12 protein-coding genes and 1 pseudogene are annotated in these 13,278 nt (G+C 39.0%); 4 read left to right on the forward strand and 9 right to left on the reverse strand.

The window, feature by feature from the left end; translation table 11 throughout:
• Window positions 1-13: 13 nt before the first annotated feature.
• The 7 genes and pseudogenes from VJ09_RS18010 to VJ09_RS05940 all read right to left on the reverse strand — a co-directional run bounded on the left by VJ09_RS18010 (window position 14) and on the right by VJ09_RS05940 (window position 6,156).
• Window positions 14-787 (reverse strand): RNA-guided endonuclease InsQ/TnpB family protein, encoded by a 774-nt coding sequence (locus VJ09_RS18010; protein WP_082050424.1) that lies wholly within the window; start codon window positions 785-787, stop codon window positions 14-16.
• Complete coding sequence (locus VJ09_RS05915; RefSeq protein WP_052807242.1) at window positions 751-1,617, reverse strand: RNA-guided endonuclease InsQ/TnpB family protein; 867 nt, start codon at window positions 1,615-1,617, stop codon at window positions 751-753. The genes VJ09_RS18010 and VJ09_RS05915 overlap by 37 nt, the downstream gene beginning before the upstream one ends.
• Window positions 1,583-2,037 (reverse strand): annotated as a pseudogene (tnpA, locus tag VJ09_RS05920) (IS200/IS605 family transposase). Before tnpA ends, VJ09_RS05915 begins: the two are co-directional and overlap by 35 nt.
• Before the next feature lie 177 nt (window positions 2,038-2,214).
• Complete coding sequence (locus VJ09_RS05925; RefSeq protein ID WP_044640666.1) at window positions 2,215-2,544, reverse strand: antibiotic biosynthesis monooxygenase family protein; 330 nt, start codon at window positions 2,542-2,544, stop codon at window positions 2,215-2,217.
• An 86-nt stretch (window positions 2,545-2,630) separates the two neighbouring features.
• Window positions 2,631-4,592 (reverse strand): TRAP transporter permease, encoded by a 1,962-nt coding sequence (locus VJ09_RS05930; protein ID WP_044640667.1) that lies wholly within the window; start codon window positions 4,590-4,592, stop codon window positions 2,631-2,633.
• Entirely contained in the window at window positions 4,589-5,014 is a 426-nt protein-coding gene (locus VJ09_RS18015; protein WP_187118682.1) for a DUF1850 domain-containing protein, read from the reverse strand. The genes VJ09_RS05930 and VJ09_RS18015 overlap by 4 nt, the downstream gene beginning before the upstream one ends.
• Window positions 5,015-5,178: 164 nt before the next feature.
• Window positions 5,179-6,156 carry a TAXI family TRAP transporter solute-binding subunit gene (locus VJ09_RS05940; protein WP_082050427.1) on the reverse strand — a complete coding sequence of 326 codons (978 nt, stop codon included), beginning with the start codon at window positions 6,154-6,156 and terminating at the stop codon, window positions 5,179-5,181.
• Window positions 6,157-6,572: 416 nt separating this feature from the next.
• On the opposite strand from VJ09_RS05940, the gene VJ09_RS05945 reads away from it, so the two are divergent.
• The 4 genes from VJ09_RS05945 to VJ09_RS05960 all read left to right on the forward strand — a co-directional run bounded on the left by VJ09_RS05945 (window position 6,573) and on the right by VJ09_RS05960 (window position 11,265).
• Window positions 6,573-7,205, forward strand: coding sequence for a DUF2238 domain-containing protein (locus VJ09_RS05945; protein WP_147635439.1), 633 nt, complete (start codon window positions 6,573-6,575; stop codon window positions 7,203-7,205).
• Between the two features lie 9 nt (window positions 7,206-7,214).
• Entirely contained in the window at window positions 7,215-7,862 is a 648-nt protein-coding gene (locus VJ09_RS05950; RefSeq protein ID WP_052807244.1) for a class I SAM-dependent methyltransferase, read from the forward strand.
• A gap of 339 nt (window positions 7,863-8,201) precedes the next feature.
• Window positions 8,202-10,094 (forward strand): terpene cyclase/mutase family protein, encoded by a 1,893-nt coding sequence (locus tag VJ09_RS05955; protein WP_044640669.1) that lies wholly within the window; start codon window positions 8,202-8,204, stop codon window positions 10,092-10,094.
• Between the two features lie 691 nt (window positions 10,095-10,785).
• On the forward strand, window positions 10,786-11,265 hold the full coding sequence (locus VJ09_RS05960) for a CarD family transcriptional regulator (RefSeq protein WP_044640670.1): 480 nt from the start codon (window positions 10,786-10,788) through the stop codon (window positions 11,263-11,265).
• A gap of 298 nt (window positions 11,266-11,563) precedes the next feature.
• On the opposite strand, the gene VJ09_RS05965 is transcribed toward VJ09_RS05960, so the two are convergent.
• On the reverse strand, window positions 11,564-12,520 hold the full coding sequence (locus VJ09_RS05965) for a BadF/BadG/BcrA/BcrD ATPase family protein (RefSeq protein WP_044640671.1): 957 nt from the start codon (window positions 12,518-12,520) through the stop codon (window positions 11,564-11,566).
• A complete protein-coding gene (gene pgmB, locus VJ09_RS05970; RefSeq protein WP_052807245.1) occupies window positions 12,517-13,227 on the reverse strand; it encodes a beta-phosphoglucomutase in 711 nt (236 codons plus the stop codon). Before pgmB ends, VJ09_RS05965 begins: the two co-directional genes overlap by 4 nt.
• Between the last annotated feature and the right edge of the window lie 51 nt (window positions 13,228-13,278).

Consider the following 13,278-nt stretch of genomic DNA (forward strand, 5'->3'; position numbering starts at 1 on the left):
GCACGTTCCATGCCTATATTAGGTTTAGTTCTAACTGTCCGCATTTTAGCGTTGGAACATGTCCAACTGCTTTATGTAGTATGTTTCTTGCCGCATTTACATCTCTATCTTCTGTATAACCGCAAGAGCAACTATGGACTCTATCTTTTCGTTCTTTTTTTACGATCTGACCACATTTTGAGCAAGCCTGAGACGTGTTGTATGGGTCCACTTGTATTACTTGCTTACCAGCATATTCTGCTTTGTAGGAAGTGAACTGTACAAGTTGATTCCATCCAGCATCCACAATACTTTTGGCTAATTTGTGATTCAAGACCATTCCTTTGATATTCAGATCTTCAAAGGCAATTAGATCATAGCGATCTACTAGATACCTACTAATTTTATGGGCAATGTCTTTTCTTTGATTTGCTATGTACTCATGTAGCTTTGCAAGCAAAGCTACAGCCTTTCTACGACGATTGGAACCTTTCTTACGTTTAGATACTATGCGCTGAAGTCGTTTTAATTTGCGTTCTGACTTTCTAAAATACTTAGGATGTTCGAAAAATTCTCCATCAGATGTAATAGCAAGATGTCTAACACCAAGATCAACACCGACTTGTTTCCCTGCCCGATGTGTTATGGTTTCGATTTCACAGGAAAAACAAGCATAGTACTTTCCGTTTTTTCGGATGATGGTACAAGTCTTGATCTTTCCTTCTACTTGTCTGTGGCATTTGATGCGAACATTACCGATCTTAGACAGTTTCAGATATTTCCCATCAAGAGAAAACCCACTNTTAATTTGTGATTCAAGACCATTCCTTTGATATTCAGATCTTCAAAGGCAATTAGATCATAGCGATCTACTAGATACCTACTAATTTTATGGGCAATGTCTTTTCTTTGATTTGCTATGTACTCATGTAGCTTTGCAAGCAAAGCTACAGCCTTTCTACGACGATTGGAACCTTTCTTACGTTTAGATACTATGCGCTGAAGTCGTTTTAGTTTGCGTTCTGACTTTCTAAAATACTTAGGGTGTTCGAAAAATTCGCCATCAGATGTAATAGCAAGATGTCTAACACCAAGATCAACACCGACTTGTTTCCCTGTCGAGTGTGTTATGGTTTCGATTTCACAGGAAAAACAAGCATAGTACTTTCCGTTTTTTCGGATGATGGTACAGGTCTTGATCTTTCCTTCTACTTGTCTGTGGCATTTGATGCGAACATTACCGATCTTAGACAGTTTCAGATATTTCCCATCAAGAGAAAACCCACTTTGTGGGTATGTGAAGCTATCATAACGGTTTTTACCTTGAAAGCGTGGGTATCCTGCTTTCTCTCCCGCTTTGATTCTACGAAAAAACCCTTTAAATGCTTTATCTAAACGACGTAGAATGTCCTGTAACACTTGCGATTGTACCTGTTTGAACTCTGGAAACTCTTTCTTTAGTCGTGGTAATTCATTCTGTTGCATGTTGTAGTTAACGGAAATACCACGTTTTTCATAAGAAAACTTTCGTTGTTCCAAAGCTGTATTGTATAGCCAGCGACACAAATTCAAGGTAGTTTCGATTCGTTCCATTTGTACCCGATTAGGTTCTATCTTGAATTTGTACGACTTCATCATTTGATTTTCCCCCTTTCTTTTTCTGATTTTCAATGTACTTACGAATCGTTTCTTCCGAAATAGAGCCAATGGTTTCCATGTAGAAGCTGCTATTCCAAAGATGACCATCCCATAACTTATTTCTTAGCCTCGGGAACTTTAGAAATAACTTCCTAGCGGAAATACCTTTCAACATTTTCACAATGTATGATGGAGCTACTTTAGGATGAGCAGAAGCAAAGACATGGACGTGGTCTTGCTCTCCCACCTCCATCATAGCTACTTCGAACCCTTTCTCCACCGCAATCTCTTGAAAACTGACTTTTAGATACGTTTCAATCTCTTGATCCAGTACGCTCTACGATACTTCACCGACCATACCATGTGGTAGTTGACATTATACACGCAAGTCCTAGCGTGTTTTACAGTGTTTTTACTCATACATATAGTATAACAAAAATAGGGTAAATATATTAAAATATAAGGAAAATTATATTACATATAGTAGGAGGAAAGTGCAAAAAATAAATTGCTCTAAGCATCCCCACAAGGGGGATACCGAGCAATGCTCCCTTTCATCTACCCCATTGAAATGGGGAGAATTCCCGTTCGCAAATCTTAAAAAGATCGCTCATAATCACGTTCTACTTTACAAATCCGAACCTTATAATTTCGATACCACTCGGCTTTACCTTTGTCTTGTGCAATCTTATGTTGAGTATGTTGTTTCCAATCTCTTATCGCTTTTTCCGACTCCCAATAGGAGATCGTGATCCCATAGCCACTACTATCTCGTACACTTTCTACACCCAAGAAACCTGGTTGTTCTTTTGCCAGTGCCTCTATTTCATCTGACATCGCCCCATAACCATGATCACCTTCCGTACGATTAGAGGTGAAAATAACCGCGAAATAGGGAGGATTGGGTGTGTTAGCAAAATCCGACATTGAATTCACTCCTTCGTATTGAATAAGAAACAAAACACACCTTCCTTCCGTAGCAAAAGTGTGTTTGTTTTTATACAATATGATTTTTAGTTAGATAGCTCTTGGCTTGGTTGAATTTCTTTTTTGCGTGTCTGCAAATGTTGAACGACATACATGGCACCTAATAGTCCGATTCCAATCACATCTGTCAGTAATCCCGGGTAAATCAGGAGAATACCTCCAGCAAATGCTAACAGTCTTTCATACCATGGCATTTGACGTAACCAGTAACCGACCATTGCTACACTGACTCCGATCATTCCGATCGTGGAGGTTGTAACTACCCATAATGCTTCTGTCCAAGTGGTATCAATCATAAGCAATTTTGGCGAGAAGACAAAGATGAACGGAACGATAAATGCCGCTATAGAGACTTTGGCAGATTGCACACCTGTCTTGATTGGATCACTTTTTGCGATCGCAGAGGCGGCAAAGGCGGCCAGGGCGACGGGCGGAGTTATATCGGCAATCACCCCAAAATAGAAGGCAAACATATGAGCTGATAACATTGGATAACCAAGAGCCACAATTGCGGGAGCTGTTGTAGTTGCAGTGATAATGTAGTTAGCAGTTGTTGGTACGCCCATCCCTAAAATCAGAGAAGCAATCATCGTAAAGAACAATACAAGGAATACGTTACCATCTGCTAAGTCTAACAGTCCATTGGCAAACTTTTGCCCTAAACCAGTAAGTGTTACTACTCCGACGACAATCCCAGCACAGGCGGTAGCTGCAATGACTCCCAGTGCTGCTTTAGCACCATCTGCTAATGCCATGATGATATCAACAATAGACATCCTTGTTTCTTTACGAAAAGCTCCAACTACTATTGTAGCTAAAATCCCCCATAATGCAGCCATCTCTGGTGTCATGTTGGTTAGTAATAACGTGATGATTAACACAATAGGGAGAAGTAAATATAGCTTTTTCCAAACTTCTTTCCGATTTGGCATCTCTTCTTCGGTCAATCCACGCAATCCGGATCTCTTCGCCTCGAAGTGAACCATCATCCAAATCCCTGCGAAAAATAAAAGTGCTGGTAACAGAGCTGCTTTGGCAATATCTCCGTATGGAACATTGATGAACTCGACCATAATGAAAGCAGCTGCTCCCATTACCGGAGGCATTATTTGTCCACCAGTTGATGAAGAAGCTTCTACAGCCGCCGCAAACTCCTTGCGATAACCCAATTTCTTCATGAGTGGAATAGTGAAAGCTCCTGAAGTAACAACGTTTGCCACGGAACTACCACTGATTGTTCCTTGAAGTGCACTGGAGAAAATCGTTACTTTAGCTGGTCCACCGATCCGCTTTCCGGCAATGACCATCGCTAGATCGTTAAAATATTCTCCAACACCAGTCTTTTCTAGGAAAACACCGAACAAAATAAAGACAAAGATAAACGAAGAGGAGACCATAAGGGGTGTTCCCAAAATCCCTTCCAATGTAAAAAACATTTGTCCAGTTAATCGCTCTAAAGTAACTCCTCTAAACTGGAAAAAACCAGGTAAGAGGTTTCCAAACAGTGCGTATAAAATAAAGACGATTGCAATGATAACGATTGGTAAGCCTACCACTCGTCTAGCAGCTTCCAATACTAGAACAAGCGCAATACCTCCAACTACTAAATCCAAAGTGGTAAACCATCCAACACGCATCATGAGGTCATCGAACTCAACCAGCCAATAGATTCCTACACCGGCTCCTAAAATAGAGAGTAAGATATTCCAAATCGAGACCTTGTTTTGCTGACCCTTGTTAAATGCTGGATATAACAAGAATATCAAAGTCAGACCAAATGCCAAGTGAAGGGAGCGGTGAATCTGTGCCTCAGGTGGGAAATGGACAATCGTATAAATCTGATACACGGTAAAGCTAATCGCGATAATCGTGACAATCCATTTCATCACACCTTGGAAGTTCTGGAATGCCGATTCTTTATCATATTTTGCAATCAGTTCTTGTACCTCTTCTTGTCCTATGTTTTCCTCTTTTTTTAGTTCCGTCACGGCAAAAACCTCCTTATCCAATATTGAATAATTGTTTCCTTATCTGCTTGAAAACGGACTGAAGTGCCCGGTGAATCGATCGTAGATAAAGGGATTTCCTGTTTTCGTATAATTAACTTGTGATTTGCGATCACTTGCCCAATTCGCTGATCAAAAAACGGAATATGCCGATTAATATTACTCAAAGTAAACTTCCCATTTTCTTCTGTAAAAGTCTGACCCTCTTCTAACTCCGCTGGCATTCCCACACCATATGTATCGTAAGTAACCGCATCCACGACTATATTCATCTCTTCATCTACATAATACTTTTCTAGTACAGGAGTAAGATGAATCGAATGAATATACTGAATGTAAAATGGTTCTTTTTGTTGAAGTGGCGTCGAGTAAAGAATCTGGCCCTCTTTACTCAGTGCTGTCAATACAGGATAGATCGGTACATAGAGGAGAAGAAAAATAAGGAGGATTATGACAAAGAGAAAAACATAGACTCGTTTTGATCCACGCCATTTCTTTTTGATGGAATAAGGAGAGGATGCCGGGGATTGACCCCGGCTCCCGCTCCCAAATATGTTTAAAAAGCAATTTATTTTGTTACACCTTTTTCATTGAAGTATTTCATCGCTCCTGGATGAACTTCTTCAGAAAATCCTTTTAATGCATTCTCTAGTTTTACTTCTTTTCCTTTGGCATGAATCGTTCCTAACGTCTCTAAGTTATCAAATAAGGACTTGGTAATGTTGTAAACCATCTCTTCACTCATCTCATCCGATACAACGAGCATCGCTTGGATAGCTACTGTTTTGACATCAGTATCTTGACCTTTGTACGTATTACCTGGAATCGTCACTTGTGTATAGAATGGGTATTTTTGAGACAATTTTTGGAAGAATTCATCTTCTACGTTGAGAATGCGGACTCCATTAGTAGCTCCCAATTCGGTTACCGCTGCCGTAGGTGTTCCCGCAGTTACGAAAGCTGCATCTAGCTTGCCATCTTTAATTGCAGCCACTGAGTCTCCAAAGGAGAGACGTTGAACTTGAAGATCTTCAAATTTGATTCCATGTACTTCTAAAATTTGTTTCGCATTTAACTCTGTACCACTTCCGCCAGCTCCGACAGAGACTCGCTTACCTTTTAAGTCTTGAACCGTTTTCACACTGCTATTAGCAGGTACCACGATTTGAACCGTTTCTGGGTACAGATTGGCAAGCGCTTTCAGATTTTTGATCGCACCCTGAGTTTTAAACATTTCAGTGCCATTCGTTGCATAGTTCAAAATATCACTTTGGGTGAATGCTATTTGCACTTCTCCATTACTAAGAAGTCGCATATTTTCTACCGAAGCTCCAGTAGATTGGTTATTTGTATTTAACTTCGCTTTATCTGTCAAAATTTTAGAAATTCCACTACCGAGTGCATAATAAGTTCCAGAGGTTCCTCCTGTTGCAAGCGTCAATTGCTGTGGATCTCCTCCGGCGTTTGTACTTCCAGAGCATCCTACTAATACCATAGCAAAAGAGAGAAGCAGAGCGAGAAAAACAGACCATTTTTTACTGTTCACTATTTCAACCCCTTTTATGACATATAAAGTTCATAAATTTATAATACTATTATTTTTTATTATTAATCAAACTATTTTTTTGTTTTATTTTTTTATTGTTATTTATTATTTTTAGAAGTTACAAAATCACAAGTTTCCTACTATTTAGTCCGTATGAACCAATCTATCATTCATTTATATAGTCTAGAAACCGACCTTTCAGCAACCCCTTGGATCTCCATTTTTCTAATATACAGTTTTTTTATCTTCTTTTTTAAAAACCAACCCCTATTCCAACATCCATATCGATTCCGTTTGGAATTATCACGATGTGTTGTATAAAAAATCCACTTACCATAAATTTTGTTTATTCAATTACGCAATACTAAGGATCAAGAATTGATAAATATGCTAATGGAAAGTTCGAGGTAGTAGAGTTGAAAAATAGGTCAGGTATTTATGTCATTATGCTTATCATTTTGCTCGGTGTCCTTATTTGGTCGGGAATCAATCCTGCCAAAGGAGGTATTTGGTTTTTTGAGGTAATTCCAGGTGTGGTATTAATCATTTACTTGATTGCAACCTATCGAAAATTCCCTCTATCCCCCATCACATATTGTTTTGTATTTTTGGCAGCGATCATAATGTTTATTGGAGGACATTATACATATGGTGGAATGCCTCTATTTGATCAACTAAAGAAGGTTTTCGATTTATCTCGAAATCACTTTGATCGAGTAGGTCACTTCTTTCAAGGCACCGTGATCACCGCATTTCTCCTTGAAATAACAACGAGGAACCATATTATTCAAAAGAAATACATTCCGATCTTTGTAGTAGCATGTTCTCTCGCCTTTAGTGCTGGGTTTGAAATATTCGAATTTCTAATTGGTCGCATATTTAGTAGCAATCTAGAAGAGTTTCTCGGTACCCAAGGAGATATATGGGATTCGCATTGGGATATGGTTTGTGCCCTTGCCGGCTCTCTCTTTTTCTTGCTAGTGTTTCGCAAAAAGCAGCAACAACAGTTCCAACAAATAAAAAAAACTCCTAATACGGACTTCGATTAAAAATAATAAATGTGGAGAAGTTACTTAGTAGGATATTGGTTTTCAAAGAAAGCAGGTGAATACAAAATCGACAATTTTTGCTCCCCATGGATCTATCACCGATTTGTACGACTTCCATGGTTTACAAAGAAATATATCCACGATCAACTACAACAGGAATTTACTTTTCATGATCGGATGGTTCTAGATTTCGGTTCTGGAACAGGGGCTAACTGTTCTATTTGTTCCCCGAAAAGCTATATAGGAGTAGATCCCGACAGCAAACGTATTGATTATGCCAATTTAAAATATCCAGATTATCCATTCCAAACTCTAAAAGATTCACGATTACCAGTAGAGGATCAATCTATTGACACCATCTTAATTGTTGCAGTTCTACATCACATCTCCGCATCCGAGTTAGAAAAATATATGGTTGAGTTCAAACGAGCTTTAAAATCTACAGGCTCTATTGTTGTGATTGAACCTTGCTTCTTTGAGAACAAAAGCACTAGTAATTTTTTTATGAAATGGATGGATGATGGAAAATATATTCGTTCCGAACAAGAGTATCTAGGTTTATTTGAAAACAATGGATTTGAGTGTCGCGTACTAAATAAATTTCGTAAAGGATTATTCTACAACGAACTTTTTTTCACAGCACAGTACAAAAATTAGAGAAGCAGATGTTTAGCGGATAAGAAGTGGCTCTTGATCAGATACCACCCGGATCAAAAAAGTAGAGAAGTACATGATGCAAACCCATCATTATCAACAGCAACAAGTCTCCCACACTCCTAACACCCAGGGAGTCATGTTTGGTTAAGTAAATCTTACAAATTAGCTTTTATAATTGATCCCCTTCGAAAAAAGATAGGGGGTCTTTTGTGCAATTGAATCAGGAATAAAAGTAGCCGTGGGAGTAAATGATTTGCCCAGATGAGGCCCACAGCATTGGGATATGTACAAGTCAACATGAGTAAGATATCTCATCACAAACAAAATAAGGGGGTAGCCATGTCCAAAGATACTTTAGAGAAGTTGGAAGATCATATACAAACTTTATCTAATGAACTACTTTCCCAACAAGCGATAGACGGCAGTTGGCGCTTTTGCTTTGAAAGCGGTACGATGACAGATTCTTACTCACTCCTACTTATGAAGTTATTAAAAAAGGAGCATTCCAAATTGCAAGAAGAAATCATATACCGCATGATACAGAAGCAATCATCCGATGGACTTTGGCGAGCTTTTCCAGATGAAAAAAGCGGAAATGTATCTGCAACGTTGGAAAGTACGATTGCATTGCTATATACTGGCGCTCTAAATTCAAGGGATCCATCATTACAGTTGGCAAAAGAGTTTATCCAAAATGAAGGTGGAATAGATCAAGCTGGAAGTTTAACGAAAGTTATCTTAGCTCTCCTTGGACACATAGATTGGCCAATGATTACACGCATCCCGATTAGCTTTTTACTACTTCCAAATGGGAGCCCAGCTAGTCTTTATGATTTCGTCGGCTTTGCTCGTGTCCATATTGTCCCGATTATGATTGCTTCCCATCAAAACTTCACTGTACGTCTTCCAAATAAGAACATGGTGGATAATTGGCTACCTAAAAAATCGCTCCTCCCTAAAAAGAATTCGTACCATTCCCCATTTCATGAAAAGTCCATTCAATACTCATTGGAAACAGTAGGAATACGAGATAACATACGCAGACGCTCATTGCGTTTTGGTGAACAATTTCTCTTAAATAGAATCGAACAGGATGGAACGTTATATAGTTATATGACTACTACATTCCTGATGATATTTGCATTGCTAGCCTTACAATATCCAGCAAACCATCCAATCATCCAAAAGGCATATCGTGGGATTCTTTCATTTCAGTTTCCCACGATCACTGGTGGAAAACATATTCAAGAAACCACCTCTACTGTTTGGGATACTTCGTTACTACTCCACGCTTTACAACAAGCAGGAATCACTTCCAAGAATCCGAAAATAAAAAGCGGAATTTATTACTTATTGGATCGTCAACAGAGGAAATTGGGGGATTGGTCCATTCGAAATCCTGGTACTACTCCAGGAGGATGGGGATTTTCTGATATCAATACGATCAATCCTGATCTCGATGATACAACTGCGTGTTTACGGGCACTCGCACCATCGGTAAGGAGAGGGAAATATAAAAAAGAATGGTCTAGAGGTGTAAATTGGGTTCTTTCTATGCAAAATCGTGATGGTGGTTGGCCTGCCTTTGAAAAAAATACATATAAACATTGGCAAAATATCATCACCCCTGATGGAGGAGATTTTCTCGGAGATCCTTCTAGTGCAGATTTAACGGGACGAACTTTAGAGTTTTTAGGGAACCATCTAGGCTTACGTACCAATCATCCCCAAATAAGAAAAGCATGCAATTGGCTAATTCAAAATCAGCTCCAAGACGGTTCGTGGTTTGGAAGATGGGGAATTACCTATATCTATGGTACGTGGGCAGCTTTAACCGGATTGAGAGCAGTCGGTGAGTCTATCCAACATCCATCCATACAAAAGGGAATAAAGTGGCTCCATTCAATCCAAAACCCAGATGGCGGTTGGGGTGAGTCTTGTTATAGTGATGTAAGAAAAAAATATACCCCATTGGATGAATCTACTATCGTTCAAACAGCCTGGGCACTGGATGCGTTAATTGCCTGCTCATCAAAACCAACACCTGCGATCGAAGCAGGTATGAGATGTTTATTTTCGTTATTAAAAAAACCTAAAACCTCCCTCTCCACAACGTACCCAGTAGGAGGAGGGTTAGCAGGATTATTTTATGTCTACTATCATAGTTATCCTTATATTTGGCCTTTGCTCACATTAACTCATTACAAACAGAAATATGGAGATCCAGCTTAAAACGGCATGAAGGGAAAAAGTACCCTGATATGTTGGATTTCAAGAAGGTAGAAACATCCCTTATCCGATGAAGACTCATCTCCCTCTTTCTCTATGCTAGTAACAAAAGTACTCTCAGCTATAATAGCTAAAGTGAGACACAATATCTAAAAATTCTGCGTACCTACTTAGCTGCCATCTTTATATAAGAGCACACCTTCTTTTTTCTAGGATAGAGCATGTTGCATAATGAGCCTAAAGCCAGAGGTTCCCCTTTGGAGATGTGACTATGAATGGTAGGGAGCCGAGCAGATCCCTCAGGACAGGCAGGACAAGCAGAAGTAGGAAAACCGACGGTGCGCCATGTCTAACTTTGATTTATGCAACAAGCTATTGGTTGAAAAGTTAAATTAATATCGAATAACAAAAGATAGAGAACGAATAGTTCAGAGAGACGTAATCGTTCATCTACTCCTCCACTTCAAACACATCGAATGTATCACTCTAACTAATTGTCTTTTTTCCTATTCGCGCCCTTCCTGTGTCATGGTAGCTTCCTAACTAATGATTTGCTAAATTGCAATTTAGCGATAAAAAATAATATAAATCCATATTGACACCTCCTTTTTCCCAATGATAAAATTATAGTTTTTTTGATAATAAACCCCCTATATGTTATACTTAATGAACATGCTTTTTTGGGGGTGATATATTGTTTCAAACTGGTGATATAGTCGTCTATCCAATGCATGGCGCAGGAATCATAGAAGCTGTAGAAGAAAAGGAAATTCTTGGAGTAACACAGTATTATTATGTCCTGCATTTAACAGTGAACAATATGCAGGTGATGATTCCTGTAAAAAAAGTATCAGAAATAGGGATCCGTCCCGCAGTTGATCCAAAGATCATGGATGATATTTTAAACAATGTCCCAGAAGAAGAATTCCATCCATCTCTTCCTTGGTATCAGAGACAGCGAGTATATATGGATAAAATCAAAACCGGTAATATTTATGATGGCATCGATGTGATTCGTGATATAAATGTGAGAAACCAAAATAAAACTCTTAGTACTGGAGAAAAGGGGCTTTGGACTCTTGCAAGCCAGATCTTTATTAGTGAGATGGTATTAGTGAAAGGAATTACGGAAGAGCAAGCAGCTGATTTATTTGATCAAATGATTAGCCATTAAGATAGAAAAACCCCTCACATACAAAAAAGTTGTTGGCAGATGCTAACAACTTTTTTTGTATGTGAGGGGCACAAAGAAACGAAGAGTTTATTATATTACAAACGAAACAAAGAACTACTGGATATCTCTACTTTTTGTGACAGTTCAATCATACCTTCACAAAATAAGATCCACATAAATATCGCATGATTGTTATTCCTGAATAGAAGACTTAAAAAATTCCCGAAAATGCTTATTCCAATAATCACTCTTATGATAGCATTGTAAACTGTAACATTTGCAACCAATCAGCTTTTTGTTATACAGAAAAAGAGGAACGTAGTCGATCACGAATTTCCTCATTCCAACATTGTAGATGACGTAACCCGATCATTGCAGCTCCCACTACTGGTGGTTGGCATGCGGGAATGATTGGATGTGTAATTCCCTCTCTCTGAAGTTGAAGGATCAAATACGTTTGGATTAGCGCATCTTGTCCAACACTCCCCACGATAGAGATCGGAAAAGGCTGCTGAAAATAAGGTGAAAACAGCTGAATCCCCTCTGCAATTGCTTGAGCAACCATCATACAAGCTTGGTTTGCAATCGGACTTTCTTTTCTTGCGTACTCTGTAACAAATGGTGCAAGTTCACTGAATAATTTATTCCGAACTCTAGATTCAGGTTGTTTTGTTAGTTGTAACAGCGACATTTCAACAGCTCTTGCTTTCTTATCTAGTATGTTGAATAATTCCTGATCGACAGGGGTGATCCTCCGATTAGAAAAGAAAACTTCGAGCATATTTTCTGTTAGATGGCGAGAAGCGCATTTGGCGTAAAAACCTAAATCTTTGGCAAACAGATACTCTCCCTGCTCATGTTGGATTATCATATTGGAGCCTGTCCCTGAGATGGTCAGTAAACCTGCTTGTCCCATAAATACAGATTCATATGCAATAATGGCGTCATTCACCAAGATTTTAGAGCAGGAAAGAGATGGGAAATCAAATAAATCATCTACCCATTCTCGATCTTCCTCGCTGTTATAACCTGCTATACCCGCTACTACTTGGTCAATCTCCTCCATTTGATAGGAAGTTCCTTGTAGTACTAAGTCTAGTCCTCTTTCTATGTTTCCTTTTGGATCAGAATTCTTACCCGGGTGAGTTCCACCCACAATCGAAATATGATGTACCATCATCCCATCTGATGTTACTAGACAAAGACGTGTGTTCGTCCCCCCACCATCTACAGCCAAGATCAGTCTCTTTTTCATCGCAGCATACCTGTTCTGTCAGTAGAATAAGAGGCCAACTTTTCCAGCAAACAATCCATTTGAATCTCTTCTGTACTTTCCACTAACCAATTGATTGCAAGGTTATGTCTTTTCATCTGCTCTGCAAGTAATTTTCCTACCCCTACGGTATACACGCCCATCTCATTTAGCGCTTGGATACCCGCAACTCCATCCTCAATCCCTATACAATTTTCTGCTGCTTGTCCAATCCCCGATAAAGCATCGAGAAAAATAGCTGGGTTAGGCTTCCCTTTGGCAATCTTCTTTGTATCCACGATGTAATCAAAATAAGAGTCTATTCCCAGTTGTGTGATGACACGCTGAGCATTCGTACTAGAAGACGCAAGCGCAATCTTGATCCCTGCAAGTTGTAGCTCCTTCAAAAGATTTTCGATACCAGGTAGTAATAATGTTTTATCTATCTTCGTTATCGATTGTTGATAATAAGCATTCTTCTTCTTTCCTAACTGCTCCTTATCATCATCTGTAAATTTATCTGGATCAGGAGATAGAGAGATTAGCTTCTCTATTACATCTGTTCTACTTACTCCTCGTAAACTGTCATTTAAAGAGTTAGAAAACAAAACTCCAATCTGCTGTGCTATCATCTGATTCGCCTGATAGTAAAGCGGAACGCTATCGATTATGACACCATCTAGATCAAATAGGACCCCTTTTAATTGCATAAAAAAACTCCATTTCATTATAGAATGCTGTAATTGTTCTCAAAATGACTG

Source organism: Risungbinella massiliensis, assembly GCF_000942395.1.
In the GTDB taxonomy this organism is placed as follows: Bacteria; Bacillota; Bacilli; order Thermoactinomycetales; family Thermoactinomycetaceae; genus Risungbinella; species Risungbinella massiliensis.